General features: G+C 58.6%; 21 protein-coding genes and 1 pseudogene. 11 read left to right on the top strand and 11 right to left on the bottom strand.

Annotated elements, in window-relative coordinates:
* Nucleotides 1–94 precede the first annotated feature (94 nt).
* Together K5D32_RS11490 and K5D32_RS11485 are read right to left on the bottom strand one after the other, a co-directional pair.
* Nucleotides 95–1,072: a FecR domain-containing protein gene (locus tag K5D32_RS11490; protein WP_221600327.1), complete on the bottom strand. Its 978-nt coding sequence runs from the start codon at nucleotides 1,070–1,072 to the stop codon at nucleotides 95–97.
* Entirely contained in the window at nucleotides 1,069–1,572 is a 504-nt protein-coding gene (locus tag K5D32_RS11485; RefSeq protein ID WP_221600434.1) for a sigma-70 family RNA polymerase sigma factor, read from the bottom strand. The genes K5D32_RS11490 and K5D32_RS11485 overlap by 4 nt, the downstream gene beginning before the upstream one ends.
* 200 nt (nucleotides 1,573–1,772) lie before the next feature.
* Here K5D32_RS11485 and K5D32_RS11480 point away from each other — a divergent pair, with 200 nt between their 5' ends.
* The 6 genes from K5D32_RS11480 (at nucleotide 1,773) to K5D32_RS11455 (ending at nucleotide 8,057) form a co-directional block, all read left to right on the top strand.
* The gene (locus K5D32_RS11480) at nucleotides 1,773–2,111 is read left to right on the top strand and encodes a DUF3649 domain-containing protein (protein ID WP_221600325.1); all 339 of its coding nucleotides are present in this window, start codon (nucleotides 1,773–1,775) and stop codon (nucleotides 2,109–2,111) included.
* Nucleotides 2,112–2,131: 20 nt separating this feature from the next.
* Nucleotides 2,132–3,688 carry a PepSY domain-containing protein gene (locus K5D32_RS11475; RefSeq protein ID WP_221600432.1) on the top strand — a complete coding sequence of 519 codons (1,557 nt, stop codon included), beginning with the start codon at nucleotides 2,132–2,134 and terminating at the stop codon, nucleotides 3,686–3,688.
* A complete protein-coding gene (locus tag K5D32_RS11470) occupies nucleotides 3,688–4,020 on the top strand; it encodes a DUF3325 domain-containing protein (protein WP_221600323.1) in 333 nt (110 codons plus the stop codon). Before K5D32_RS11475 ends, K5D32_RS11470 begins: the two co-directional genes overlap by 1 nt.
* A gap of 12 nt (nucleotides 4,021–4,032) precedes the next feature.
* Complete coding sequence (locus K5D32_RS11465; protein ID WP_260407360.1) at nucleotides 4,033–4,626, top strand: RNA polymerase sigma factor; 594 nt, start codon at nucleotides 4,033–4,035, stop codon at nucleotides 4,624–4,626.
* Nucleotides 4,623–5,615, top strand: coding sequence for a FecR family protein (locus tag K5D32_RS11460; protein WP_221600319.1), 993 nt, complete (start codon nucleotides 4,623–4,625; stop codon nucleotides 5,613–5,615). Before K5D32_RS11465 ends, K5D32_RS11460 begins: the two co-directional genes overlap by 4 nt.
* Nucleotides 5,616–5,687: 72 nt before the next feature.
* Nucleotides 5,688–8,057: a TonB-dependent receptor gene (locus K5D32_RS11455; protein ID WP_260407354.1), complete on the top strand. Its 2,370-nt coding sequence runs from the start codon at nucleotides 5,688–5,690 to the stop codon at nucleotides 8,055–8,057.
* A gap of 43 nt (nucleotides 8,058–8,100) precedes the next feature.
* On the opposite strand, the gene K5D32_RS11450 is transcribed toward K5D32_RS11455, so the two are convergent.
* Nucleotides 8,101–8,985 (bottom strand): AraC family transcriptional regulator, encoded by an 885-nt coding sequence (locus K5D32_RS11450; protein WP_221600315.1) that lies wholly within the window; start codon nucleotides 8,983–8,985, stop codon nucleotides 8,101–8,103.
* A gap of 135 nt (nucleotides 8,986–9,120) precedes the next feature.
* Between K5D32_RS11450 and K5D32_RS11445 the strand changes: the two genes are divergently transcribed.
* The gene (locus tag K5D32_RS11445; RefSeq protein ID WP_221600313.1) at nucleotides 9,121–10,101 is read left to right on the top strand and encodes a DMT family transporter; all 981 of its coding nucleotides are present in this window, start codon (nucleotides 9,121–9,123) and stop codon (nucleotides 10,099–10,101) included.
* Here the strand turns inward: K5D32_RS11445 and K5D32_RS11440 are convergent.
* Both K5D32_RS11440 and K5D32_RS11435 read right to left on the bottom strand, forming a co-directional pair.
* A complete protein-coding gene (locus K5D32_RS11440; RefSeq protein WP_221600311.1) occupies nucleotides 10,076–11,050 on the bottom strand; it encodes a D-glycerate dehydrogenase in 975 nt (324 codons plus the stop codon). The genes K5D32_RS11445 and K5D32_RS11440 overlap by 26 nt on opposite strands.
* Before the next feature lie 87 nt (nucleotides 11,051–11,137).
* Entirely contained in the window at nucleotides 11,138–12,085 is a 948-nt protein-coding gene (locus K5D32_RS11435) for a LysR family transcriptional regulator (protein WP_025258693.1), read from the bottom strand.
* A 175-nt stretch (nucleotides 12,086–12,260) separates the two neighbouring features.
* Between K5D32_RS11435 and K5D32_RS11430 the strand changes: the two genes are divergently transcribed.
* From K5D32_RS11430 to K5D32_RS11415, 4 genes are all read left to right on the top strand, one after another.
* Nucleotides 12,261–13,703, top strand: a complete 1,443-nt coding sequence (locus tag K5D32_RS11430) for an efflux transporter outer membrane subunit (RefSeq protein ID WP_221600309.1) — start codon at nucleotides 12,261–12,263, stop codon at nucleotides 13,701–13,703.
* Nucleotides 13,704–13,764: 61 nt separating this feature from the next.
* Nucleotides 13,765–15,927, top strand: coding sequence for an FUSC family protein (locus tag K5D32_RS11425; RefSeq protein WP_221600307.1), 2,163 nt, complete (start codon nucleotides 13,765–13,767; stop codon nucleotides 15,925–15,927).
* The gene (locus K5D32_RS11420) at nucleotides 15,917–16,117 is read left to right on the top strand and encodes a DUF1656 domain-containing protein (RefSeq protein WP_025258695.1); all 201 of its coding nucleotides are present in this window, start codon (nucleotides 15,917–15,919) and stop codon (nucleotides 16,115–16,117) included. Before K5D32_RS11425 ends, K5D32_RS11420 begins: the two co-directional genes overlap by 11 nt.
* 22 nt (nucleotides 16,118–16,139) lie before the next feature.
* Nucleotides 16,140–16,997 (top strand): HlyD family secretion protein, encoded by an 858-nt coding sequence (locus K5D32_RS11415; protein WP_221600305.1) that lies wholly within the window; start codon nucleotides 16,140–16,142, stop codon nucleotides 16,995–16,997.
* Nucleotides 16,998–17,111: 114 nt separating this feature from the next.
* Here the strand turns inward: K5D32_RS11415 and K5D32_RS11410 are convergent, their stop codons facing one another.
* From K5D32_RS11410 to K5D32_RS11385, 6 genes and pseudogenes are all read right to left on the bottom strand, one after another.
* On the bottom strand, nucleotides 17,112–18,206 hold the full coding sequence (locus tag K5D32_RS11410; RefSeq protein WP_311775784.1) for a DUF6708 domain-containing protein: 1,095 nt from the start codon (nucleotides 18,204–18,206) through the stop codon (nucleotides 17,112–17,114).
* Between the two features lie 112 nt (nucleotides 18,207–18,318).
* Nucleotides 18,319–19,401 carry a DUF6708 domain-containing protein gene (locus tag K5D32_RS11405; RefSeq protein ID WP_311775783.1) on the bottom strand — a complete coding sequence of 361 codons (1,083 nt, stop codon included), beginning with the start codon at nucleotides 19,399–19,401 and terminating at the stop codon, nucleotides 18,319–18,321.
* A gap of 133 nt (nucleotides 19,402–19,534) precedes the next feature.
* The gene (locus K5D32_RS11400) at nucleotides 19,535–20,245 is read right to left on the bottom strand and encodes a DUF6708 domain-containing protein (RefSeq protein ID WP_311775782.1); all 711 of its coding nucleotides are present in this window, start codon (nucleotides 20,243–20,245) and stop codon (nucleotides 19,535–19,537) included.
* Nucleotides 20,246–20,665: 420 nt separating this feature from the next.
* A complete protein-coding gene (locus K5D32_RS11395; RefSeq protein ID WP_221600303.1) occupies nucleotides 20,666–23,986 on the bottom strand; it encodes a toxin VasX in 3,321 nt (1,106 codons plus the stop codon).
* Nucleotides 23,983–24,882, bottom strand: a complete 900-nt coding sequence (locus K5D32_RS11390; protein WP_221600301.1) for a DUF4123 domain-containing protein — start codon at nucleotides 24,880–24,882, stop codon at nucleotides 23,983–23,985. The genes K5D32_RS11395 and K5D32_RS11390 overlap by 4 nt, the downstream gene beginning before the upstream one ends.
* Nucleotides 24,875–25,246: pseudogene (locus K5D32_RS11385) on the bottom strand (DUF2345 domain-containing protein); the annotation flags it as partial. The gene K5D32_RS11390 and the pseudogene K5D32_RS11385, both read right to left, overlap by 8 nt.

Below are 25,246 nucleotides of genomic sequence, written 5' to 3'. Positions count from 1 at the left end.
ACGCGAGCTGTTGAAAACGGCTCACCGGATTTGAAAAAATTTTCGTGGCGGGTTCAACAGATTTCGTAGGAGCGAATTCATTCGCGAAAACAGCTCACACCCGCGCCTGAACACTCACCCAATACCGGGTAAACCGCTGCACCCGAACGGGCAGGGCGACTTCCAGCATGTCGAGGATGCGTTCGCTGTCGGCCAGCGGGTAACTGCCGGAAATCAGCAGGTTGGCGACTTTGGCATCGCAGTTGAGCCGCCCGCGACGGTAGCGGCCCAGTTCGGCCAGAAAATCCGTCAGCTTCATGTGCGAAGCCACCAGCATGCCTTCGGCCCAGGCTCCGGTGCTGGCGTCTGTGGGGCGTACCGGGTCCCAGGCGTCGCGGCTGAAGGTCACTTGTTGCCTGGTCTGCAAGCGCAACGCCGGGCCGACATGGCCGCTGGGGCTGACTTCAAGTGAGCCGTCCAGTACGGCCAGTTGCGTGCGACCCTCCAGTTGCCGCAGGTTGAAACGGCTTGTAGTGGTCGAGGCTTGTACCGTGCCTTGGGCGGTCAGCAGGTTCAGTGGACGTGAGTCGGCAGCCGCCGTCATTAGAATTTCGCCTTGCAGCAGCTTGATGAACCGCTGCCCTGCATCGAAACGTACATCCAGGGCGCTGGCGGTATTGAGCTGCACTTGTGTGCCGTCGCTCAGGATTTCTTTTCGTTGTTCGCCCACGCCACTGTGCAGGTCGGCCAGCAAAGGTTGCAGCGTGATCTGGTCACGCAATCCCCAGCCCGCCGCTGAACCTGCACCCAGCAGAAGCAAGAGCTTCAAAGCCTGGCGGCGACCGCTGGAGGAAGGTGCATTGAGCGCTGCATGGGTCAGGGGCGAGGACAACCCGCTCAAGCGCTGATTGACCCGCTGGATATGTGCCCAGGCACGCTGGTGTTCGCTATTGCCATTGAGCCACTGCTGCCAGGCGTGCTGGCGACGGGAATCCAGGCCGCCTTCCTGCATTTCGATCATCCAGCTCACGGCCTGCCTGGCCACGGCTGGGGAAATGTCTGACTTGTTCAGGGATTCTGCATTCAGGTTCATAGGGCGAAGTAGCAGCGCAGCGCGGCCTTGTTCAGGTGACGCTTGACTGTCGCGATGGAGATGCCCAGTTGTGAGGCGATTTCGCCATGGCTCAGGCCATCGACCTGAGAAAGCAGGAAGGCGCGTTTGACCGCAGTCGGCAGGCCGCCCAGCAATTGGTCCAGTTCCACCAGGGTCTGCAGAATGATCGCCCGGTCTTCCTCGGAAGGTGCCACGCACTCCGGCAGCTCGGCCAGGGCCTGATAATAGGCGCGCTCCAGATCCTGACGTCTGTAGTGATTGCACAGCACCCGCTTGGCGATGGTGGTCAGGAAGGCGCGAGGCTCGATGATCTGCGCCGTATCGCGGGCCAGTATCACTTTCACGAAAGTGTCCTGAGCCAGATCCGCCGCACTGTGCGGGCAGCCGAGTCTGCGTCGTAGCCAGGTCGTGAGCCAGGAATGGTGATCCTGATACAGACCTTCGACGGTATGACGGAGAGCGGGCTGGGCGGTGTGCATCACGTAGAAAAATCCACGGGGACTCATTGAGGGCGTCGATTCTGTCAGACTCTTTTGCATATGAGAATATTTATCATTAATATTGCGCTTTATTCTCGTGCCTGGGTGCGAACTTTCTGCCCGGCGGTCTGGTGACAAGGTCCTTGTCATGCCAGCCCACGCTTTTTCATTGCCTTTCAAGATCGGCTAAAGGTTCTCGGATGCACGGTTCAGCCCTCAATAGCCCAGCGGTCAACAAACGTCCTGCGAAAAATACCGGTGTCTCGGTTTCCTACCGGCTGGCGGTCACTTCCCGCGCGCTGGCGGCGATCTTTGCAGGCTACCTGCTGGCTTCCGTGACCAGCATCTGTGTCGCCCAGTGGCTGCCGGTCCCTCGGGCCGAAGCCGTTATCACTGGCATGATGCTTTCGTTTCTGGTGTATCTGGTGGCCGTGCTCTGGTGCTTTGCCTGCCGCACGGCAGTGCAGGCGTGGGTTGGCGTGTTATTGCCCTGTGCAATTCTGGGTGCTGCCTATGCCTGTGGCCGGTGGTTGCTATGAAGGACGGCTTCCGTCAGGCGATGGCCTGGCTGCACACCTGGGTCGGGCTGCTGTTTGGCTGGCTGCTGTTCGCGATTTTCCTGACCGGGACGCTTTCCTATTTCAAGGATGAGATCACCCAATGGATGCAGCCAGAGATTGCTGCCCGGCCTGTGGATGCCGAGGCCAATATCCGTCTGGCGCAAAGCTACCTGCAACAACACGCGGCGGGTGCCACGCGCTGGTTTATCAATATGCCCGACGAGCGTTCGCCGGGCCTGATGGTGGGCTGGCTGCCCGAAGGCAAACCCGGTCAGCGCAACAACTTTGTGCGCAAGGTACTGGACACCCAGACCGGTGCCGAGGTGCAGGCGCGGGAGACTCGCGGCGGCGACTTCTTCTACCGCTTCCATTACCAGTTGCAGATGCCGCACCCATGGGGCCGCTGGCTGGCGACCATTGCGGCGATGGTGATGTTCGTGACGCTGGTGACTGGCATCATCGTACACAAGAAAATCTTCAAGGAATTCTTCACCTTCCGCCCGCGCAAGGGCCAGCGCTCGTGGCTGGACGGCCATAACGCTCTGGGCGTGCTGGTGCTGCCGTTTCACCTGATGATTACCTATAGCAGTCTGGTGATCTTCATGTCGATGGTCATGCCGGCCAGCATTCTCACCAGCTACGGCACTGTGCAGGCCTTCTACAACGAAGTGTTCCCCGGCTCGAACATGCCCAAGCCTGAGGGCAAACCTGCTGCGTTGCTGCCGCTTGCTCCGCTTCTGGCCTCGGCCAGCGAGCGCTGGAATGGCGATCAGGTGGGGCGCGTGGTGGTCAACAATCCCGGCGACAGCAATGCCTCGGTGCTGCTGACCCGTGACGACAAAGGCAGCATCACGCCGGATCGCGGTGGCGCGCTGACCTTCAATGGCGTAAGCGGTGCCTTGCAGAACGAAACCCCGTCACGGCCCGTGCCGATGCTGATCTCCAGCGGCATGTATGGCCTGCACGTCGGTCACTTTGCCGGGCCGACCCTGCGCTGGCTGTACTTCATTTTTGGCGTGGCCGGGACCGCGATGATCGGCACCGGGCTGGTCATGTGGCTGGGCAAGCGCCGCCTCAAACATGCCAAGACCGGCGTGCTGCCTTTCGAGTTGCGTCTGGTGGAGGTGTTGAACATCGCCAGCATGTCGGGCCTGATGCTCGCGGTGGCTGCGTTCTTCTGGGCCAATCGCCTTCTGCCGGTCGGGTTGGCCGGGCGTGCAGGCTGGGAAGTGAATGTGTTCTTCATCCTATGGAGCCTGTCGGTGCTGCATGCCGTGCTGCGCAGCGGCCAGAGCGCCTGGCGTGAGCAACTGGGGCTGGGTGCGTTTTTGTTCATCGGCCTGCCGGTGCTCGATCTGCTGACCGACGGTCATTACCTGATGGGCGCGTTGCAACAGGGAAGCTGGGTGTTGCCGGCCTTTGACCTGACGGCGCTGGGTACCGGCCTGTTTCTCGGCTGGGCCGCACTGAAGTTCAGGGCCGAGCGTGCCGATAAGCCGGTGCGCAAGAGCGCTGGCGCTTCGGCCCTTGCGGTCAGTCGTCAGGAGGCCAGTTGATGTTGCTGGCGGCGGTGTTCTGCTACATCGGTTTCACGGCCTTGTGCCTGTCCATGTCCCGGCATTACGGCGAGTTGCTGAGCGGTCCTCTGACCCCTCGGCGCAGTCTGTTACTCAAGCTTGCGGGCTGGCTGCTTCTGGCCGTTTCTTCAGCCGTTGCAGTCAATGACGCCGGTTGGGGGGTAGGCTTGGCACAGTGGTTTGCAGTATTGATGGGCAGCGCGGTGCTGCTGGTTTTTCTGATGCCTTTCAAGCCTCGCTGGGTCGTGAAGCTGGCCGGTTTCGGGCTGGTGCTTTGCCCCTTTGCTGCTTTTGACCTGTTGCCCGTTTAAGTGATCGTGATGATGCCTCCTGAACCCGACCTGCCCGATACAGGCCCTGACGCCGAGCCCTTGGCGGCGAAGGGTGGGCGTGCGCATTTTCTGCAGGTGTTTTTGTCCCAGCGTCCCCAGATGGAAGCGCTGGTCAGCCGTCGCGTGGGTTGCCGGGCAACAGCTGCGGATCTGGTGCAAGACCTGTTCGTGCGTTTCTGGCGTCGTCCTCTGGTGCAGGTCGAAGAGCTGAGCACTTATCTGCTGCGCTGTGCGGGCAATATCGCCATCGACCATCTGCGCAGCGAAGGCGTGCGTAGCCGCATCAGCGAAAGCCTTGAAACCGGGCAGGACGAAAGCAGCAACGACCCTCGCGCCGCGCTGGAGGCGAACAACGATTTGCGCCACGTCGAGGCTGCCTTGCGCGGCTTGCCCGAGCGGACTCGACAGATTTTCCTTCTCAACCGCATTCACGGTCGCAAGTACGCAGAGATCGCCAAAGCCATGGAGCTTTCCCAAAGCGCTGTGGAAAAACATATGATGCGCGCTTTGCAAGCCTGCAAGGCGAGCCTGGAACAGGACTCGGCAGGCTCCGCCCGAACGAAGCCTGGAGACGCTCGTCGATGAAAGCGCCGCCCGCCGTGCAGAATGCCACGACCCCGGAAGAAGCCGCACTGGCCTGGTTGAGTGTGCTGCACGATCAGCCTGATTACGCCGACCAACTGGCGTTCAGCCAATGGCTGCAAGCCGACCCGGCCCATGTGCAAGCCTATGGCAAGGCCCAGGTGTTGTGGGAGTTGAGCGAAGCGCCGGCGGCCCGGCTTGCCAGTGAAGACGCCGTTGCGCTGTACGCCTTGTTGCGGGCGATGGATGCACCGCCGCCACGTCGCCACCTGCAACGCTGGTCGGTGGGGCTGGCGATGGCCGCTTGCCTGACGTTGATGATTGCCATGGGCGCGGGCTGGCAGCCGCAGCGCTGGGCCGATGATTTCGGCGCGGATTACGTGTCGGCTCCCGGCCAGGTCCGCACCGTGACGCTGGCCGATAATTCCCAGGTCACGCTGGATGCCGACAGTGCCATTGCCGTGAATTTCAGCCGTGGCGAACGTCATGTGCAGCTACGACGCGGCGCTGCTTTTTTCAAGGTGACTCACACCGGCGAGCCGTTCGTGGTCGATGCCCATTCCGGCGAAACCCGCGTGCTGGGCACCCAGTTTGAAGTCCGGCTGGAACCGGAAGGCGCGCAGGTGACGGTGTTGTCCGGGCGTGTCGGAGTCAAGGCGGCAGGTGGGCTTGAGCAGCGGATTCTGGAAGCGGGTCAGCAAGTGGCCTACGACCAGACGACCACCTCGGCCCCCAAAGGCATCGACAGTGAAAGCCTGCTGGCGTGGCGACAAGGCTGGCTGAATTACTACCGTACGCCCTTGGCCGACGTCATCGACGACCTGAGCCGTTATTACCCCGGCCGCATTGTGCTGCTCAACGATCAACTGGCCGCCAGGCGCATCAGCGGCAGCTTCCCCAGCAAGGACCCGCAGGCTGTCCTGAACGCCTTGCAGTCGGTGGTGGGGTTCGAGACTTACAGCATGCTGGACCGGGTCATTGTTCTGCGCTGAGTCGATGGCAGGCAGGCGATCCTCCATGGAGCGAATTTCATGGCGGCGAGGCGCACGGCAATGAGCGGCTGGATGGGTAGAACGCTGTTCGTGTTGGTGGGCGTCTGTGTGCAAAGCGCAGTCTGTGCCGCGCAACAGACTTTCGATTTCTCTATCCCGGCCAAGCCCTTGCCGCAGGCCTTGAGCGAGTTCAGTCGCGTCACCGGCCTGAGCGTGATCTACACCCAGGATGCGCCTTACCGCCTCGACGCCCCGGCACTTCGCGGACGCTTCAGCGCCGAACAGGCATTGGGCACTTTGCTGCGCGATTCCGGCCTGGCCTGGCGCCGGGCCAGCGAGCAGACGTTTACCCTGAAAACCCTGAAGCCCGAAGCGGGCACCCTCAGCCTGGCGGCCACCCACATCGATTCCCGGCTGGCGGAGCGCGGTCTTTATCAGCCGCCCTCCAGCAGCTCGGTGCTGCGCTCGTCGGCCCTTTTGCTGGAGACACCCCAGAGCATCGACATCGTCCCTCAGCAGGTGCTGCGCGATCAGGCGCCGCGCAACCTTGATGATGCCTTGAGCGCCATCAGCGGCGTTACCCAGGGCAACACACTGGGCAGCACTCAGGACACGCTGATGAAGCGCGGTTTTGGCGACAACCGCGACGGTTCGATCATGCGCAACAGCATGCCGGTGGTGCAGGGCCGTAACCTGAACGCTACCGCTGAACGTGTAGAAATCCTCAAGGGCCCGGCGAGCCTGCTCTACGGAATCCAGGACCCCGGCGGCGTCATCAACGTGGTCAGCAAACAGCCGCAATTACAGGCCGCCAATAGCCTGACAGCTCGTGGCTCCAGCTATGGCTCGGGCAAAAACGGCAGTGGCGTGACGCTGGACAGTACCGGCCCCGTGGGTGATTCGGCGCTGGCCTGGCGGATGATTGTCGATCATCAGGACGAAGATTACTGGCGCAACTTTGGGGTTCATCGCGAATCGCTGGTCGCGCCGTCACTGGCCTGGTACGGCGAAGACACTCAATGGGTGGCGGCTTATGAACATCGGGAATTTCTCTATCCATTCGATCGCGGTACTGCCATCGACCCGCTGACCAATCATCCTCTGGACATTCCGGCCACGCGCCGTCTCGACGAGCCGTTCAACAACATGGAAGGGCGCTCGGACCTTTATCGCTTCGAGGCGGATCATGATTTCAACGAGCGCTGGAAAGGACACCTCGGCTACAGCTACAACCGCGAAACCTACGATGCCAGCCAGGTGCGGGTCACGGCAGTCAATGCCGCCAATGGCACCCTGACTCGCTCCATGGACGGCACCTCCGGTGCGCTGGCCACCGACCGCTACACCGTCCTGACCCTCGCGGGCAATGTGCAGTGGGCGGGCCTGCGCCATGAACTGCTCATGGGCCTGGATGACGAGTACCGCAAGTTCTACCGCTCGGATCTGATCCGCCAGCGCAGCCTGACCACGTTCAGTTACCTCAACCCGGTTTACGGGCAGGAAGTTGAAGGCACTGCGGTCAGTGAACCGGACAGTGCCCAGAGCGATATTCTGCGCAGCAACTCACTGTTTCTTCAGGACTCGATCCACTTGAACGAGCAGTGGATTCTGGTGGCTGGCGCACGCTTCATGACCTTTGATCAGGTGGCGGGCAGAGGCCGGCCTTTCAGCGTCAACACCGACACCAACGGCAGCCAGTGGATACCTCGCGCCGGTCTGGTCTATCGCTACACCGATCAGTTGTCGCTTTATGGCAGCTACAGCGAATCCTTCAAACCCAACTCCAGCATCGCGCCGCTGACCGGTGGCTACGTGCTGGATTCCGGGACCTTGCCCGAGCAGGCCAAAGCCTGGGAGCTGGGTGCCAAATGGGATGTACCGGGCGCCTTCAGCGCAACCGTGGCGCTCTACGACATCCAGAAGCGCAATGTGCTGGTGGCCAACTACGATGCGGTCACTGCCAGCACCGTGTACAGCTCGGCGGGTGAAGTCCGTTCGCGTGGGCTGGAGCTGGACCTCAGCGGCCAGTTGAACGAGCGCTGGAGCCTGATCGGCGGCTATGCCTTTACCGATGCCCAAGTCATGGAAGACCCGTTGCTCAAAGGTAAACACTTGCAGAATGTCGCCCGCCACAGCGGCTCGCTGTCGGCGGTTTATGACATGGGCAGCGTACTGGGCGGCGACCGTTTGCGGCTGGGGGCCGGTGCGCATTATGTGGGGGAAAGGGCGGGCAACCCGCTCAACGACTTCAACCTGCCGGCCTACACCGTCGCTGATGCCTTCGCGACCTACGATACGCGGCTGGACGGGCAGAAAGTCAGGTTCCAGCTCAACGTCAAAAACCTGTTCGATCGTACTTACTACACCTCAAGTGTGAACCGCTTTTTCGTCTCGATGGGGGATTCGCGGCAGATGCAGATATCCACAACGCTGGAGTTTTAAGCTTTCGCGAATGAATTCGCTCCCACACCCGGTAGGAGCGAATTTATTCGCGAAGGCTGGTCAGGGCCTGTCGATATTCCCCGGGTGTTGCCCCGATGGCCTGGCGAAAGCGGTTGCTGAAATGGCTGGCGCTGGCAAAGCCGCAGGCCAGGGCAATGTCGCTCAGTGGCTGTGCGGTATGGCGCAGAAGGTGACGGGCATGGGACAAGCGGCGGGCCAGCAGGTATTGATGCGGCGGCAGGCCAAAGCTCTCCCGGAACATGCGGGCGAAATGGTATTCGGACAGCGCACAGAGCCCGGCCAGTTGCCCGAGGCTCAGCGGGTCGGACAGGTGCATCTCGATGAAATCCACCAACTGACGACGCAAGTGCGGGGCCAGCCCACCCTTGAGACGTAAACCGTCACGCAATCCCACCTGATTGAGCAGCGCATGGCTGAGCATTTCATGGGCCAGGCTGCTGGTAAGCAAACGCTCGGCAGGTTCAGCCCAGTTCATCCGGATCAGCCTCTGAAAACGACCGGCCTGTTCGGCATCTTCGACAAAGGTGCTTTCCTGTAACTGCATCTCCCGAGGTTCGCGATCCAGCAGGGCGACGCAACCCAGCGCGAACTGCTCCGGGCTGACATACAAATGCGCCAGACGGATTTCGCCATTGATGACCCAGGCCGACTCATGACCGGCTGGCAGTGTGCAGAGTTTGCCGGGCGCGCCCTTTTCGCCTGGGCGATCACGCCGAAAAGTGCCCGTGCCATCGGCGATGTAACACGACAGCGTGTGGTGGGTGGGGGCGTGATATTCCTGCGAGTCATGCCGGTTTTGCCACAGCGCAGCCGTCAACCCATCGCCCAGCACCGCGCTTTGCTCCAGGCGAGCATGTGGCGAGCTGTTCAAGGCCTGAAAGACCTGGATGGATTCAATGGGCGGCATTAACGACTCCTCTAGGCCTTGCATCCTACTCGCGCGCGATATGGTTGCCATCACCTGCACGATCAAATGCGCAAGATTGTGCAAGCGACGTTGATGGCCCGGCAGCAGACTCAAGGCTCATTGAGGAGCTGTGCCATGAACATCTCGCTGTATCTGCTGACTGTCCTGATCTGGGGCACGACCTGGATTGCCCTGAAACTGCAATTGGGCGAGGTCGCGATCCCGGTGTCGATTCTCTATCGCTTCGCACTGGCGGCCTTGATCCTGTTCGTGCTGCTCCTGCTCAGCGGGAAGCTGCAACCGGTCAACCGTCGCGGACAGTTGATCTGTCTGGCGCAGGGCTTGTGCCTGTTCTGTGTCAATTTCATGTGTTTCTACACGGCCAGCCAATGGATCCCCAGCGGCCTGATCGCTGTGGTGTTCTCGACCGCGACCCTATGGAATGCGCTGAATGCGCGGATTTTCTTCAAGCAGAAAGTGGCGCGTAACGTACTGGCGGGCGGTGCAATGGGGTTGACGGGGCTTGCGTGCCTGTTCTGGCCTGAGTTGTCGAGCCACGATGCCAGTCGCGAAACCTTCATCGGTCTTGGTCTGGCGCTACTGGGAACCCTGTGTTTCTCGGCGGGCAACATGCTGTCGAGCCTGCAACAGAAAGCCGGGCTGCGGCCGTTGACCACCAATGCCTGGGGGATGTTCTACGGTGCGACGATGCTGGGTGTGTATTGCCTGCTCATCGGTGCGCCGCTTGCCTTTGAATGGAACGCGCGCTACATCGGCTCGCTGCTGTATCTGGTCATACCCGGCTCGGTCATCGGTTTCACGGCCTACCTGACCCTGGTCGGACGCATGGGGCCTGAGCGTGCGGCGTATTGCACCGTACTGTTCCCGGTGGTGGCGTTGAATATCTCGGCGTGGGTCGAAGGCTACCAATGGACCTTGCCCGCATTGTTCGGGCTGGCATTGGTCATGTTGGGGAATGTGCTGGTGTTCAGAAAGCCGAAAGAGCTTTTGCAAAAGAATTCATTCGGGCATACCGCTTCGCGAATAAATTCGCTCCTACACGGTAGGAGCGACTTCAGTCGCGAACAGATCAACCCCTCCAGACCTGCGGATTAACCAGATCCTGCGGACGCTCACCCAGCAGCGCGCTACGCAGGTTGTTGTAAGCACGATCGGCCATGGCCTGACGGGTTTCATGGGTTGCCGAGCCGATATGCGGCAAGGTCACGGCATTGCTCAGGCTGAACAGCGGCGATTCGCTCAGCGGCTCCTTCTCGTACACATCCAGACCGGCGCCGCGAATGGTGCCGTTTTGCAGGGCTTCGATCAGCGCCGGCTCATCGACAACCGGGCCGCGTGCGATGTTGATGAGGATTGCACCTGGCTTCATCAGCGACAGTTCGCGACGACCGATCAGGTGCCGGGTCTTTTCGCTCAACGGCACCACCAGACAGACGAAATCCGCCTCGGCCAACAATTGATCCAGCGTGCGGAATTGCGCGCCCAGTTCCTGCTCGACCTGGCTCTTGCGGCTGTTGCCGCTGTACAGGATCGGCATGTTGAAACCCAGGCGACCGCGACGGGCAATGGCCGCGCCGATATTGCCCATGCCGACGATACCCAGCGTCTTGCCATGCACATCGGTGCCGAAGTGAGGCGCTTCGATGCTGCGCTTCCAGTTGCCGGCCTTGGTCCAGGCATCCAGCTCCGCGACGCGGCGGGCGCTGCTCATGATCAACGAAAAGCCCAGGTCCGCCGTGCTTTCGGTCAGCACGTCCGGGGTGTTGGTGAGCAGGATGCCGCGCTCGCTCAGGTAGCCGACATCGTAGTTGTCGTAGCCCACCGAAATACTCGATACCACTTCCAGCTTCGTCGCCCCTTCAAGCTGCTCGCGCCCCAGCTTGCGGCCTGCGCCGATCATGCCGTGGGACTCTGGCAATGCTTCGTTGAACTGGGTATTGAGGTCGCCCAGTTTCGGGTCGGGCACGATCACATTGAAGTCTTGCGACAGGCGTTCGGCCATTTCAGGGGAGACACGGCTAAAGGCGAGTACGGTTTTTTTCATTGTGGGAGTCACTCTTGAGCGGTTGAATGAGTAGCACGCTAACATTCTTGCCCGTCCTTGGGCAGCCGGTTTTGCAAGCGCGGGCCGTCAGGCCAATGATTTCATCGAATGAATATGCAGGTCGGCTTCGTCGGCGGCGAGGATTTCAGGCAGTGAACCACGCAGGTATTCGACCCAGGTCTTGATCTTCGCATCCAGATACTGACGCGACGGATAGATGGCGTAGAGGTTCAGCTCCTGGGAGCGGTAGTCGGGCAGGACCCGCATCAAGGTGCCGTTGCGCAGCCCGTCGATGGCCGAATAGATCGGCAGGATGCCGATGCCCATGCCACTGGAAATCGCGGTCTGCATGGCATCGGCGGAATTGACCAGCAATGGCGAGCTGTTGATGGTGACCGTTTCCTGGCCCTGGGGGCCGTCGAATGCCCATTTCTCCAGCGGGAACACCGGGCTGACCAGGCGCAGGCAAGCGTGGTTCAGCAAGTCGGCTGGGGTGTAGGCCATGCCGAAGTTCTTGATGTAGGCCGGCGAGGCGCAAACGATGCTGTAAGTGATGCCCAGGCGCTGGGACACAAACCCTGAGTCCGGCAGTTCGCTGGCCAGCACGATGGACACGTCGTAGCCGTCTTCAAGCAGGTCCGGCACGCGGCTGGTCAGGGTCAGGTCGAAGGACACATCCGGATGGCTCTGGCGATAGCGGGCGATGGCATCAATCACGTAATGCTGGCCGACACCGGGCATCGAATGCATCTTGAGCTGGCCGGTAGGCCGGGCATGGGCGTCGCTGGCCTCGGCTTCCGCTTCTTCCACGGACGCCAGAATCTGTTCGCAGCGCAGCAGGTAGCGTTTGCCGGCTTCGGTCAGGGCGATGCGCCGGGTCGTGCGGTTGAGCAGGCGTGTCTGCAGATGCGCTTCAAGGTTCGAGACGGCCCGCGAAACGTTGGCGGTGGTGGTGTCCAGTTGTGCTGCGGCCGCCGTAAAGCTGCCCGCTTGCGCCACACAACAGAAGGCGCGCATGTTTTGCAGAGTATCCATGGGCAGTTCTCGGAAGACATGGCAAATTGTGACATGAAGTTACTAGCACATGGCAAGGGATTATCCTCGTTTCTGTAATAAAGAATCACACTTTAGCCAGCTTATCGCCGTCACGGCTGCCCCCTAGAATCGCGCCACTCAATAGCGCTTCATTTCCAGTCGGGAACTCGCAGCTGTGCCGCGTCGCATCATTTGGGGCTTCAGGCTCCTCAGTGTCTGGGCTGTATCGTCAATCATCAGCGGCTGTATCGGAACCGACGGAATCACTTCACAAGGCAGCGTTTTGCCCCTCGAAAGTCTGGCCACCGATCAGGTGATTCAGAACGCCGAGCGCGACGCCCACTGGCCCGAAGCCCGGTGGTGGAATGCCTATGGCGACCCGCAACTCAATCGCTGGATCGAGCTGGCCACCTTCGGCAGCCCGAGTCTGGCGATGGCTGCCGCTCGCGTGCGTCAGGCGAAGGCGCTGGCCGCAAGTGCCCAATCCTCTGAAAGCCTGCATGTCGACAGCAGCGCCAGTCTGGCTCGTCACGACTGGCCGACCGATCAATTCTATGGCCCTGGCGAACTGGCCAATACTCGCACCTGGGACAACAATGCGTCTTTGGGCCTGAGCTACGGGCTGGATCTTTGGGGCCGCGAGAGCAACGCCAGCGAACAGGCGCTTGACTTGGCGCACATGAGCGTGGCTGAGCAACGCCAGGCGCAACTCGAACTGCAGGAAAACATCGTCCGGGCCTATATCCAGCTGGCTCTGGACTACGCCCGGCTGGATATCGTCGAAGCCACGCTGGCCCAGCAGAAGCAGATTCTCGATCTGGCCCAGCGTCGCTTGAAAGGCGGCATCGGTACCCATTTCGAGGTCAGCCAGGCCGAGACGCCGCTGCCGGAAACCCATCGGCAAATCGATGAGCTGGAAGAGGCCATTGCGCTGGAGCGTAATCAACTGGCCGTACTGGCGGGCAAGGGGCCGGGGGAGGGCGCGAGCCTGCAACGCCCGAGCCTGTCGCTGCATACCGCGCTCAAACTGCCCTCGGCATTGCCCGCGCAACTGCTGGGCCAGCGCCCGGATGTGGTAGCCAGCCGCTGGCGTGTCGAGGCCCAGGCGCGTGGAGTCGATGTGGCCCACGCCGGTTTCTATCCCAATGTCGATCTGGTCGGCAGCCTCGGCTACATGGCCACGGGCGGCGGGATGCTTGAGTTTCTGACCGGCAGCAAGCTCAGCTACAAAGCCGGCCCGGCCATCAGCCTGCCGATTTTCGATGGCGGACGCCTGCGAGCGGAACTGGGCCAGGCGGTGGCGGGGTATGACCTGGCCGTGGCTCATTACAACCAGACACTGGTGCTGGCCCTCAAAGACATCTCCGATCAGTTGATCCGGCGCGCCTCTGTGGGCAAGCAACAAGTGTTTGCCGCCGAGTCCGTCGCGGCGGCGCAGAAAACCTACGACATTGCCCTGATCGCCTATCAGCGCGGCCTGACCGATTACCTGAACGTGCTCAACGCCCAGACGCTGCTGTTTCGTCAGCAACAAATCCAGCAACAGATCGAAGCCGCTCGCCTGAGCGTGCATGCCGGGCTGGTGGTGGCGCTGGGCGGTGGGCTTCCCAATGAATAAAGCCTCACCCCGTAGCGAATTCATTCGCGAAGAGGTCGTGCCTGACAATGAGCCTTCGCGAATGAATTCGCTCCTACGGGAGGTGGTGCGAGAGCTCAATAGTTGGGCGCGCAGTGACGGTGTCACCTGGGTCTACATCTTCAAGGTGCTGATTGCCGCGTTTCTCACTTATTGGCTGGCCTTGCGCCTGGAATTGCCGCAACCGCGCACGGCCATGATCACCGTATTTATCGTCATGCAACCGCAGAGCGGGCATGTGTTTGCCAAGAGCTTCTATCGCCTGCTCGGGACCTTGGCCGGGTCGGCGATGATGGTCTTGCTGATGGCCCTGTTCGCCCAGAACTCGGTGCCGTTTCTGGGTTGCCTGGCGTTGTGGGTCGGGATCTGTTCGGCAGGCGCGGCCCGTTATCGCAACTTTCGGGCATACGGTTTTGTGCTGGCGGGTTACACGGCAGCGATGGTCGGCCTGCCTGCGCTGGCTCACCCGGAAGGCTCGTTCATGGCGGCGGTCTGGCGGGTGCTGGAAATCTCGCTGGGCATTGTCTGCTCCACTGCCGTGACGGCGGCGATCCTGCCGCAGAGTTCCGCCGCTGCCATGCGCAACGCGCTGTATCAGCGCTTCGGTGTGTTCGCCCGTTTTGTTGTGGATGGCCTGCGCGGCGTCAACGAACGGGATGCCTTTGAAACCGGCAACGTGCGTTTTGTCGCCGAAGCCATCGGCCTGGAAGGGCTGCGCAGCGTGACGGTATTCGAGGACCCGCACATGCGGCGGCGCAACGGACGACTCAATCGCCTGAACAGCGAGTTCATGGCCATCACCACGCGCTTCAATGCTCTGCATCAATTGTTGGCGCGGTTGCGAGCCAGTCAGGTGAATTCGGTCATGAACCGGGTCGATCCCGGCCTCAATGCCTTGGCCCAATTACTCGATACCTTTGCCGACCGGTCCCTGACCATTGGCGATGCGGCGGTGCTGGTACAACGTCTGGAAGTCTTCAAAACCGAGCTGCCCGACCTGGTGCGCAGCCTGCGTGCCGAGCTTGAGCAAAGCGGACCGGATGAAGCCGGGCTGTTGGATTTTCACACGGCTTTCGAGTTGCTGTATCGACTGGTCAACGATCTGCACGACTACGCCCAGACCCACGCCTCGCTGGCCGATCACAACCATGTGCGCGAGCAGTGGGAAGCGTCGTTTGTGCCACGCACTAGCTGGCTGACCGCCCTGGCCGCCGGTGTACGAGCGAGCACCGTCGTAGCATTGTTGAGCGCGTACTGGGTGCTGACGGCTTGGCCCAGCGGCGCGATCATGACCCTGGCGTCAGCTGCGACCGTTGCCTTGTCATCCACCACCAACAACCCGCGGCGCATGTCGTTCCAGATGGCATGCGGCACCTTGCTGGGCGCGATTCTGGGCTTTACCGAAACCTTCTTCATCTTCCCGCACATCGATGGCTTTCCATTGCTGTGCGTGGTTCTGGCACCGGTATTTGTAGTGGGCGCGTTTCTGGCTTCGCGTCCCCAGTGGGCCGGTTATGGGCTGGGGTTGCTGATCTTTTTCAGCATCGGCTCGGTGCCGGACAACCTCACGCTCTACAACCCCTACACCTTTATCAACGACTACATCGCCATGGTCATCGGCATGCTGCTGTGCGCCGCTGCGGGTGCAATCATCCTGCCGCCCAACAGCCGCTGGATGTGGGAACGCCTCGAAGACGCCTTGCGTCGGCAAGTCGTGTTCGCCATCAGCGCACCCATGCAGCGTCTGGGCTCCAGCTTTGAAAGCCAGACCCGCGACCTGATGCATCAGGCCTATGGTCTGGCAATTGGCAGGCCCGAGGTTCAGCGTGAGCTGCTGCACTGGATGTTCACGGTGCTGGAAATCGGCCACGCGATTATCGAGCTGCGCCGGGAGCAAGCCATCCTGCCGATCCATCCCAGCTACGCCGAGTATCAGGCCTGGCGCATTGCGATCCGGGTCATGGGACGGTCGCTGATCCGCCTGTTCATCCAGCCCGATGTCAGCAATCTGGAGCGCTGTCTGGTGGCGGTCGATCACGCCATCAGTTGCGTGCAAATGACCGACGAGCCCTTTGCCTCGCACTTCGACACGTCGGTGCTGCGCCGGGTCAAAAGCTACCTGCACTTCATCCGCACCTCGCTGCTGGACCCGCAATCGCCACTGGCCGTGCATGGCCGCCCACAAGGATTCGCCCATGCCTCGTGAAATCGCGTTCCACGGCCTGTACATGCCGACCATCACCCTGATGTTCCTGATTGCGCTGGTCCTGGCCTGGGCACTGGACCGACTGTTGGCGGGGTTCGACCTGTACCGACATTTCTGGCACCCGGCGCTGCTGCGCCTGAGCCTGTTCACCTGCATTTTCGGCGCTCTGGCGCTGCCCTTTTATCGTTGATATCCGGTTCGAGAACCTCTGGATGAAAAAGCTCTTCAGTCTGATCGCCACCTTGCTGGTCCTGGCTCTTGCCATCTTCATCGGCAGGACCTTGTGGGTGCACTACATGGAAACACCCTGGACCCGCGATGGCCGGGTGCGGGCCGATATCATCAACGTCGCGGCGGAAGTGGCCGGCACTGTGATTGATGTGCCGGTACGCGATAATCAGCAGGTGAAAAAGGGCGACCTGCTGATGCAGATCGACCCCGAGCATTACCGGATTGCGGTCAAGGAAGCTCAAGCCTTACTGGCCTCGCGCAAGGCCACCTGGGAAATGCGCAAACTCAACGCCAAACGCCGTGCCGACATGGACAACCTGGTGGTATCCACCGAAAACCGCGACGACGCCAGCAACATCGCCACCTCGGCCCTGGCCGACTACCAGTTGGCCCAGGCGCGTCTGGAAGCAGCCGAACTCAACCTGTCACGCACCCGCGTGCTGGCGTCCGTGGACGGTTACGTCACTAACCTCAACGTCCATCGCGGCGACTATGCCCGTGCGGGCGAAGCGAAAATGGCCGTGGTCGACATGAACTCGTTCTGGGTCTACGGCTTCTTCGAAGAAACCAAATTGCCCCATGTTCATGTGGGTGACCCCGCCGAGATGCAATTGATGAGCGGCGAACTGCTCAAGGGCCATGTCGAAAGCATCGCCCGCGGCATCTACGACCGCGACAACCCCGAAAGCCGCGAACTCATCGCCGACGTCAACCCGACCTTCAACTGGGTCCGCCTCGCCCAGCGCGTACCGGTGCGCATTCACCTGGATCAGGTGCCTGATGGGTTGCTGTTGGCGGCGGGGATGACGTGTACGGTGATCGTGACACCCGAAAAGTAGGAGCGAATTTATTCGCGAAGTGATGCGGGAAGCCCTCATTTGCACATTTTCTGTGGGAGGGGGCTTGCCCGCGACAGGGCCGTGAATATTTATCCACAGTCCTGGCGTTATTACTCAGGCATTCTGTGATTCTTCTGCCTTTGCCTCACTCAGGCTCGCTTTGAAATACGTCATGAAGTCCTGCCCTTGGGCAAAGGCTTTTTCGATGTCGGCGCTTTGTTGTTTGAGGGCCGGGCTTGGTGTGGCCCATTGTTCAGGGGGCAGTGGTTTTGACCAGTCGGCAATGGAGTCTGGCATGGATTTCATGCTGTAGCGTTGGTCCCATGCTGCGACCCAGTACGGGAAACGCCACCATGTGACGACATGACTCAAGTACCACCAGCCAACGCCCAGTGCGGAGCGTTCTTTGTGCTGGTATTCCTCGCGCATGTCTTCGCGTTCCTTGTCGAAGGTATGAGAGCCTTCGTGCGTAGCCTTACCGGGGCAGAAGTCCGGGCCTTTTTCCATATACACGCGAATGGCTTCCCACTTGGCCAGCCCATGCAGGGGTGTGGGGACGCCTTGCCTCAGAAAGTGCACCTTGTCACCCACCGGATCGTCGATGGCCATGCCGAAGGTATAAGTACTCATGACACCCACCCCGGTAAAACCGGTGCTGACTGAAACCCATGCTACGGTGTCTTCCCAGGGTTGAATGACCGGCTTATCGGATCCGTCCGGAAAATAACAGACTTCCCGGCGCTGACGGTTGAAGCGTATCGGTCGAGTACGGGCTTTAGCGAGTGTGGTGCTGACGACGGCGTATGTACCAATGAGTGCTGCTGCACCTCCTGTCCAAAGTGAACACCATAATCCGAATACAAAGAAATCACTGAAGTAATACCAGAACGTCCTCCCAAACGGATTAAAAAATGTTCCGAAACCTGCTAAAACAGGAGCCACAATAAGGCATACGATAATCATAAACATAGGCATCATTACACACAGTCGAGCCTGATAAGACTTACCTTGATTGCTACTTCCCATGTCTAAGTAAACGTCATTGACCTCAAGAAAACTTCCCCCGAGATCCATTGGGGGTTGTCCGGTAGGCACGGGGAGTGGTGAAAGAAACACACTTTCGCCGGTGGCAAAGCGACGTATTTCACCCGCCTTGGGGCGATTGTTTTTGAGGTCCAGTTCGTCGTGCGGTTTGGGTTTGGAGGACATAGGTTTCAACCAAAATGTGCAGGCACCGTAGGAGCGAATTTATTCGCGAAGAGGCCGGGGAACCGGCCCATCATCTGCGTCTGGTACAGAGTATTCGCGACTGAAGTCGCTCCTACGCGGTTGTGGTGTTATTGCTCAGGTCGGCCTTGAAATACGTCATGAAATCCTGCCCCTGCGCAAAGGCTTTTTCAAGGTCGGCGCTTTGTTGTTTGAGGGCCGGGCTTGGTGTGGCCAATTGTTCAGGAGGCAGAGGTTTTGACCACTCGGCAATCGAGTCGGGCAGGGCTTTCATGGTGTAGCGCTGGTCCCATGCGGCGATCCAGTAGGGCACGCGCCACAGGGTAACGATATGAGTTAAATACCACCAGCCAACGCCTAACGCGGAGCGTTCTTTATGTTGGTATTCCTCGCGCATATCTTCGCGTTCTTTATCGAAGGTATGTGCTCCTTCGTGCGTAGCCTTACCGGGGCAGAAGTCCGGGCCTTTTTCCATGTAGACGCGAATGGCTTCCCACTTGGCCAGCCCATGCAGAGGTGTAGGGACGCCTTGCCTCAGAAAGTGCACCTTGTCACCCACCGGATCGTCGATGGCCATGCCGAAGGTATAAGTACTCATGACACCCACCCCGGTAAAACCGGTGCTGACCGAAACCCAGGCTACGGTGTCTTCCCAGGGTTGAATGACCGGTTTGTCCGAGCCGTCCGGGAAGTAACAGACTTCCCGGCGTTGACGATTGAAGCGTATCGGGCGAGTACGGGCTTTGGTTCGGGTTGTGCTGATGACGGCGTAGAGGCCGATGAGGGCACCTAAGCCTCCCGTCCCTAGTGACATCCACAATCCAAATACAAATAAATCACTGAAGTAATACCAGAAAGTCCTTCCAAATGGATTAAAGAATGTTCCTAATCCTCCAAGAGTAGGTGCTATAACGACGCATACGATAATTGCTGCCATCGGCAACGATACAGCCAGTCGAGCCTGATAAGATTTGCCCTGATTACTACTCCCAACGTCCAGATAGACATCGTTGACCTCAAGGAAACTTCCCCCGAGATCCATTGGGGTTTGCCCGGTAGAAATGGGCAGTGGTGACAAAAACAGACTTTCGCCGGTGGCAAAGCGACGAATTTCACCCGCCTTGGGGCGGTTGTGCTTCAGGTCTATTTCGTCATGCTGTGTTTGGGATGAAGACATAGAAATCAACCAAAATATGCAGGCATGGTAGGAGCGAATTTATTCGCGAAGTGCCGGTGAGGTACGAAGAAAATCTGTCGCCTTCAATGACGTCTCGCGAATAAATTCGCTCCTACAGTTTTTGCGTTAGTGCTCAGGCATTCTGTGATTCTTCTGCCTTTGCCTCGCTCAGGTTGGCCTTGAAATACGTCATGAAGTCCTGCCCTTGAGCAAAGGCTTTTTCGAGGTCGGCGCTTTGTTGTTTGAGGGCCGGGCTTGGTGTGGCCTGTTGTTCAGGGGGCAGCGGTTTTGACCAGTCGGCAATCGAGACGGGTAGGGCTTTCATGGTGTAGCGCTGGTCCCAAGCGGCAATCCAGTAGGGTAAACGCCACAGGGTGATGAAGTGGCTCAAGTACCACCAGCCAACGCCCAGTGCGGAGCGTTCCTTGTGTTGGTATTCCTCACGCATGTCCTGACGTTCTTTATCGAAGGTATGCGGCCCTTCGTGGGTGGCCTCGCCGGGGCAGAAGTCCGGGCCTTTTTCCATGTAGACGCGAATGGCTTCCCACTTGGCCAATCCATGCAGAGGCGTGGGAACGCCCTGCCTCAGAAAGTGCACCTTGTCACCCACCGGATCGTCGATGGCCATGCCGAAGGTATAAGTACTCATGACACCCACCCCGGTAAAACCGGTGCTGACCGAAACCCAGGCTACGGTGTCTTCCCAGGGTTGAATGACCGGTTTGTCCGAGCCGTCCGGGAAGTAACAGACTTCCCGGCGTTGACGGTTGAAGCGTATCGGGCGAGTACGGGCTTTGGTTCGGGTTGTGCTGACGACGGCGTAGAGGCCGATGAGGGCACCCATGCCTCCACCCAAAAGTGAAAGCCATAATCCGTATGCAAAGAGCTTGCTGAAGTAATACCAGAAATTTCTTCCGAATGGATTAAAGAACTCTCCCAAAATCCCTATTGAAACGGGTAGTAGGACAAGGCATACGATAATTGCCAACATCGGTAGCATCACAGCTATTCGAGCTTGAAACGACTTGCCCTGATTGCTACTGCCTATATCCAGATAGACGTCATTAACCTCCAGAAAACTCCCCCCCAGATCCATAGGCATTTGTCCGGTAGGCACGGGGAGGGGGGATAAAAAGAGACTTTCGCCCGTGGCAAAGCGACGTATCTCACCGGCCTTGGGGCGGTTATGCTTCAGATCTATTTCGTCATGCTGTGTTTGGGGTGAGGACATAGTAATCAACCAAAAATTAGACGAATTTGACCGCTATAGAACATCACGGGTCACCAATAGCCAAGGGGCATTGCTGGTACGTGCCCTCAATACGGAAACTTCTGAAAGGGGGTTGCCACTCTGTACATTCAAGGTGGTGGTTTCAAAGCGTTTTTCCCGGAAGGCTTTATCGCCTGCCACGGGGTGATACCTCAACACGATTGCCAAGCCGTGTTGTGCATTGGTTTCGTTTTGAAAGATTTCCAGACCGAGCTTGAGAGGCGCATCTGGAGGACTCAGTAGGTCGAGCTGGTAGAGAAGGGGTTCACTCCAGGCTTCCCAGTCATTGCGTTGATGGTTTTGCAGCCAGTAAGCACTGAGGCCGACATTGACGTCATTGAGTTCACTCGCCGTTATCCCCGGAAAACTCAATACAGCCATGGGTTTGCTGTTTACTTGGTTTAATGCCACCTGAGGGGAGGAAGTAATATCCGCCAGCAAGAGGCGTTCTTCGGCCAGGCTTCGATTTTTAGTCTGTTTACCCCAAGGACCTTCCATCAACCATTTATCAAGCTCGGTTTTGTTATTGCGGTTGTATAGCCATTCCCCACCAAGTTGAAGTCCAGTGAGAGCCAGCCCAATCAGGTTTGCACGTGCGGCGATGCTAAGCAGTTTTCCTCCTGCTGTGACCCATGCAAGAGCGCGGGCCTCGCTAACAGTAGTCATTGCCTGATAGGTGTATTGAGCGGATCGTGCTGTAGCCCAACCATTAACAACCAACTGCCCTGAATCTCCAGCCAAGGTCATGCTAGCGCCTGCCAATTTTGCACCATTGCCTGACCGTAAAGCTTCTGTCCATCGAGCGCTAGAGCCCTTTTCTCCCGATAGACTAGTAATTGCAGCGAATGCACTGAAAAAATAGGCTGCGGTGCCTAAAGCTCCTGTGATTTTCCCTAATTTTGCTGCCATTTTTATTTTTCCAGCAGCGCTTGCGTAATTTCCAATCGCGACAGAAAGCCCTGTAATTACGATGCCTTGTGCAGCAGCGAAAGTCCCGCCAATCATTGAAAAAGTAGCATTTGCAAGTGAAAGTATATCGCTAGCTTCTACATCTTTTTTGTTAATGAACTCTCTGGTCACAGTCGCAAAATTAACAATCTGCAAAACCGCCGCCGCCGAAGCAAATAAATCTCCACCCGCAGAAGTAAAAACAGCGCTGTTAATCCCTTTGAAAGGACGGTTGAGTCTGTAGTCGTCCGCCATCCTCTCGAACTCAAGCAACTGGGCGTTATTCAGCCCTGCAATCTTGAAAGCGGATTTGCCAGGGCCATCGCCAATCGGGCTCATTGCTTGCGCGACTCGGCCTTCAATGGGGGCGACGGTTTGCTGGATAGCTTTGCGTTGAGCCACCAGAGTTTTATAACCGCCCTTGGGAGCTTGCCCTTTACGTTCTCTGGCCAGGGCCTGTTTGATCTGGTTTTTGAGCGATTTCATTTGCTGACGCAGATCTGTCAGCTTTTCAATATCACCCTTGAAAGCATCTATTTGCCGTGCAGAAGCAAACTCCAGAGTGATGCCATTCTTGCTGAAGGCCCGCAGGACATTGATCCAGGCGGATCCCGGAATGTCCCGTAATACTTTTGCCGGATCCAGAGGCTGGCCACTGCGCAAGGCTTGCATCGCATTATCGAGCGCACCCGCCAGGCGCAATTGTTTTGCAGGCTCGTACGCGGTGTCGCGTAACTGACCAAGAACGATTCCGTTCTCGTTGAGTTGCATCGCGGCTGACAGGTTTTGAGTCAGCAGGTTTCCAAACTTGCCGCTGAGCTCCTGAGTACCTGCATAGTCATTCTTGACCATGAGGGTGTCACGCAAGGACTTAATGGACGACATGATTTTTGCGTGCAAGTCTTTCTGGTCGGCCAGGCTCAATGTGAAAAACGAAGAGACTGAGAACCCGGGTTGTTCTTCGATCAGTTTTGCAAGTTTTTCAGTGGCATCGTCGGTCCGGCAGATATCTTTTATGCAGGCATATTCAGTCGCCAGTGAGGTGTTCACTTGCTCTTCGCGTTTCGAGTCGAAATACCATGCCGAGCGATGAAATCTTTTTTCACTCACCAGCTTGGTACGGTCCTGGGTGATCAAGTCCAGGCGTTTGTTCCAGCGACTCAACTGTTCTTGTTGGTGCTTGATGAACGCCTCCATCGCCGGGCGATCGATCAAGTCATTGATGCCTTCCTGCCCCATCTTTGCACCTTCGAGTGCATCATCGGCATTGTCATCAATGGTTTCGATCAGATCCTCGTACTTGGGATAGAGCGCCCCCAGGCTTTCTCGCATCCGTATCTTTGCTCTGGCAACGCTTACCGGTGTTGACCATAAATTGGCAAACTTCTGTTGGTTTTTATGGTTGACGTAATCAGCGATGGTTTGTCGTTGCTCTTCGCTTGTTTCTTCTTTGAGTTTGACAAAGCGCGGGTCACCTTTAGCGGCATTCAGAATGGTGTCGCCTGTCACGGTGTACAGCGACTGGATATAGCAACCAAATGAATACTTCTTCTGCGTTGCTTCTGCATCGCTCCAGTCACTGATCCAGCCCGCGACCAGATCCTGATGTTCGGCAAGATCGCGCAGCACGCCAATGTCATCTTCCAGAACCAGATACAAGTGGTCCTGCTCATATTCGGCCTTGACCTGCTTTTTCAGTACACCGAGTTGAGTCTTTTTGAATTGAGTTGCCTGTTCCCAGAGGTAGTCTTTGCTTTCCTCGGGTTTGGCACCTGCAACCGCGGGTGTCTTGCTTGGCTGTTCTGCAATCTCCGCTACCCACTTTTCTGCCTGCTTGGGTGTCAGCAGGTTGGCCGCACCTTTCTCCGGGTCGGCCTTGGCAAGACTGACCTTCTGCATGAAGTGCTCACGCTCGGATTTGTGCTTGATGACCTGCGAGCATTTGGCGGCAGTCCATTGCACTTCGGAGTAGTTGACATAGAGAGTGTCCGAGCGCGGGAAAACCAGCGCGGCTTCGCCTACGTTGTTTGTGCGTTTATCGGCGCTGACTTCGCTTTTGTCCCACAGCAGTTGTGTCACGATGCCGTTTTCAACGCGGTATTCATGAAGGATGACTTGAGGCTTCTTATCGACGATGACGTAGAGCCAGCCGTCGCGGATCAGGCGAATGCCCAATGGACGTGAAGTGGTCTTATACGGCATCGCCAGTTCGCTGGACGGGTCGAGTCGCTCGACCAGACCATAGCGCAGAGGGATGAGCTGAATCTTGGCTTTCATCAGGGGGCAGCCGCCCATGGCGGATTTGCCATCGTCTCGGCTCTTTGCAACGGCGTTCGGGCTTTTGCCGGCCGACGTGGGCGTGGTCATCCTTGGCTCCTGTTGAAGGCTTCAGCCCGTTCCTGTGCAATATCAGCGACCCGTTCGAGTCGCTGAGCGGGCGTTTGTTCCGATGGGGTCTTGAGAATTGCATCGAGGTCTGGATGATCTTCCAGCGCTCGTTCACCAAGAAACCCGTGAATATTGGCGTAAAGGGTAATGTCGAGTTCGGTGTTGAAGCCTCGGTCATAAGAGGTCGACGCAAGGGTATGCAGATGTTCCCAACGTTGCAGGGGTGTGGCATGCGCCTGATAGGACGGGAAGTATTCGTGCATGTGTTCATCGAGCCGAAGGACAAGGCTGCGGAAATTCACTTCGTTTAGCTGGCTGAGTTGCTCGTCGCTCAACCGGTAGAGCTGCTTGTGGTCAGGCTCCTGTGCCTTGCCCGGTCGTTGATCCACATGCCAGCACCCCAACGCTGCATCGGCAGTGATGATCTGTGTACAAGGACCGAACAGGGTCGCGTCCTTGATGCTGTTTGCATGAGCGAGCAGGGCATGGGTCACGGCGGGGTCGGCGATACGCAATAAAACTTCTTCACCTTGCGGATGCATCACACTGGTGAGCCAGCGAAAATGCGCGACCATGCGATCCCATGGCTGGTCGCTGAAAACAAGGTAGCCCCACTCCTGGGGGGCCGCGTTCAGGAATTGCATCAGGATCGGATTGTTCTGTGCTTTGACCCGGACAAGGCAGGGAGAAATATCACCCAGCTCGGCCCACCGCGTACCCAGGTAAAGCGGCTCGAACTCCGGATTATCCGACCACTGATAGAGGTGCCGTTGTAGCTGCTCGACACTCACCCCATCGAGCAGCAAACCTGCCGTGCCGTTCCAAGGCAGACCTTTCGGGAGACCATTTTCCAGCGCCCACTCTGACTTAAGCATCCTGCGCCTCCTGCTTGGCAGCTTCGCAGATCGCACAAATCGGCTTCTTCTGCATCAGCGCCTGACGCTGTGCCGGGATAAGCAGTTTCCCGGCCTTATCCGCATCCGCCTGCTTCAACGGCCCCGGCAACAACGGCGCTGCCCCCGTTCCGCTGCCTGGGCTGCCACCGGCATTGACGTTGACCATTGGCCCGCTCAGGGTCACGCCGCTGGCGTCGATCTTGATGAAGGTGCCGCCGGTTTTGAGGGTTATTTCGCTGCCGGCTTCGATCACGAGTTTCATGCCGCTGCTCAGGTGAATCTCCTGCCCGGCCTCAATGAACTGCCCCGTCCCGATCTTGACGTGCTGGTTGGTCGCAACAGT

This window comes from Pseudomonas cichorii, assembly GCF_019719005.1.
Classification (GTDB): Bacteria; Pseudomonadota; Gammaproteobacteria; order Pseudomonadales; family Pseudomonadaceae; genus Aquipseudomonas; species Aquipseudomonas cichorii_E.
The sequence above is the reverse complement of the archived record's forward strand: the minus strand, read 5'-3'. Positions and strand labels throughout refer to the sequence as shown.

Excerpts from the sequence above, each read along its gene's own strand:
- K5D32_RS11435 (WP_025258693.1), bottom strand. The coding sequence starts at position 12,085 with ATGGATACTCTGCAAAACATGCGCGCCTTCTGTTGTGTGGCGCAAGCG.
- K5D32_RS11455 (WP_260407354.1), top strand. The coding sequence starts at position 5,688 with ATGGGTAGAACGCTGTTCGTGTTGGTGGGCGTCTGTGTGCAAAGCGCA.
- K5D32_RS11450 (WP_221600315.1), bottom strand. The coding sequence starts at position 8,985 with ATGCCGCCCATTGAATCCATCCAGGTCTTTCAGGCCTTGAACAGCTCG.
- K5D32_RS11475 (WP_221600432.1), top strand. The coding sequence starts at position 2,132 with ATGGCCTGGCTGCACACCTGGGTCGGGCTGCTGTTTGGCTGGCTGCTG.
- K5D32_RS11485 (WP_221600434.1), bottom strand. The coding sequence starts at position 1,572 with ATGCACACCGCCCAGCCCGCTCTCCGTCATACCGTCGAAGGTCTGTAT.
- K5D32_RS11465 (WP_260407360.1), top strand. The coding sequence starts at position 4,033 with ATGCCTCCTGAACCCGACCTGCCCGATACAGGCCCTGACGCCGAGCCC.
- K5D32_RS11390 (WP_221600301.1), bottom strand. The coding sequence starts at position 24,882 with ATGCTTAAGTCAGAGTGGGCGCTGGAAAATGGTCTCCCGAAAGGTCTG.
- K5D32_RS11470 (WP_221600323.1), top strand. The coding sequence starts at position 3,688 with ATGTTGCTGGCGGCGGTGTTCTGCTACATCGGTTTCACGGCCTTGTGC.
- K5D32_RS11415 (WP_221600305.1), top strand. The coding sequence starts at position 16,140 with ATGAAAAAGCTCTTCAGTCTGATCGCCACCTTGCTGGTCCTGGCTCTT.
- K5D32_RS11445 (WP_221600313.1), top strand. The coding sequence starts at position 9,121 with ATGAACATCTCGCTGTATCTGCTGACTGTCCTGATCTGGGGCACGACC.
- K5D32_RS11420 (WP_025258695.1), top strand. The coding sequence starts at position 15,917 with ATGCCTCGTGAAATCGCGTTCCACGGCCTGTACATGCCGACCATCACC.
- K5D32_RS11490 (WP_221600327.1), bottom strand. The coding sequence starts at position 1,072 with ATGAACCTGAATGCAGAATCCCTGAACAAGTCAGACATTTCCCCAGCC.
- K5D32_RS11480 (WP_221600325.1), top strand. The coding sequence starts at position 1,773 with ATGCACGGTTCAGCCCTCAATAGCCCAGCGGTCAACAAACGTCCTGCG.
- K5D32_RS11405 (WP_311775783.1), bottom strand. The coding sequence starts at position 19,401 with ATGTCTTCATCCCAAACACAGCATGACGAAATAGACCTGAAGCACAAC.
- K5D32_RS11395 (WP_221600303.1), bottom strand. The coding sequence starts at position 23,986 with ATGACCACGCCCACGTCGGCCGGCAAAAGCCCGAACGCCGTTGCAAAG.
- K5D32_RS11400 (WP_311775782.1), bottom strand. The coding sequence starts at position 20,245 with ATGGGTGCCCTCATCGGCCTCTACGCCGTCGTCAGCACAACCCGAACC.
- K5D32_RS11460 (WP_221600319.1), top strand. The coding sequence starts at position 4,623 with ATGAAAGCGCCGCCCGCCGTGCAGAATGCCACGACCCCGGAAGAAGCC.
- K5D32_RS11440 (WP_221600311.1), bottom strand. The coding sequence starts at position 11,050 with ATGAAAAAAACCGTACTCGCCTTTAGCCGTGTCTCCCCTGAAATGGCC.
- K5D32_RS11425 (WP_221600307.1), top strand. The coding sequence starts at position 13,765 with ATGAATTCGCTCCTACGGGAGGTGGTGCGAGAGCTCAATAGTTGGGCG.
- K5D32_RS11410 (WP_311775784.1), bottom strand. The coding sequence starts at position 18,206 with ATGTCCTCCAAACCCAAACCGCACGACGAACTGGACCTCAAAAACAAT.